1 protein-coding gene is annotated in these 484 nt (G+C 42.1%); it reads left to right on the top strand.

Annotated elements, in window-relative coordinates:
• On the top strand, window positions 1–187 hold a 187-nt coding region (locus tag FG384_RS20050), incomplete at its 5' end, for a hypothetical protein (RefSeq protein ID WP_205961822.1).
• Window positions 188–484 lie beyond the last annotated feature (297 nt).

Genomic DNA, 484 nt, shown 5'->3' on the forward strand with positions numbered 1-484 from the left:
CAATTTTTCGTTCAAAATCGAACGAAAAATTGTCTTTTTTGATGGCGAGTATATAAAAAAATTAAAAGCTAAGGTTTTTCAGTGCCCTCCCTTTCCGCGGGCGTTGCCTCAGCCTCCTCGCTTCGCTCCGGGGTCTTCGACTAACGCTTTTCCCGCAGGAGTGTCGCCTTGTTCAATGATTTTCTAGAAATGAAAAAGTATTTATTTTAAAATAGACGTTTTTCAGTGCCACAGCGTAGCCTGGATGATTGGCGTTTCGTCCGCGGAAAGCGAGCGGCTTTTTCTGGACTCAATTAGTATTAAATATATTTTATAAGAAAAAAAGAACTTAATCATCTCTAGCTGATCACGTTCATTTCGTATGTTTTTGGACATCGCATATAAACTTCTTGATTCAATAAGTAGAGGAAAAAGATGCGAGACTCCTGCGGAAAAACGGAGCGTCCAAGACCCCGCACGAGCATAGCGAGGAGGAGGCTTGGCT

Origin of the sequence: Psychrobacillus vulpis (assembly GCF_006861825.1) — a bacterium.
GTDB classification, from domain to species: Bacteria; Bacillota; Bacilli; order Bacillales_A; family Planococcaceae; genus Psychrobacillus; species Psychrobacillus vulpis.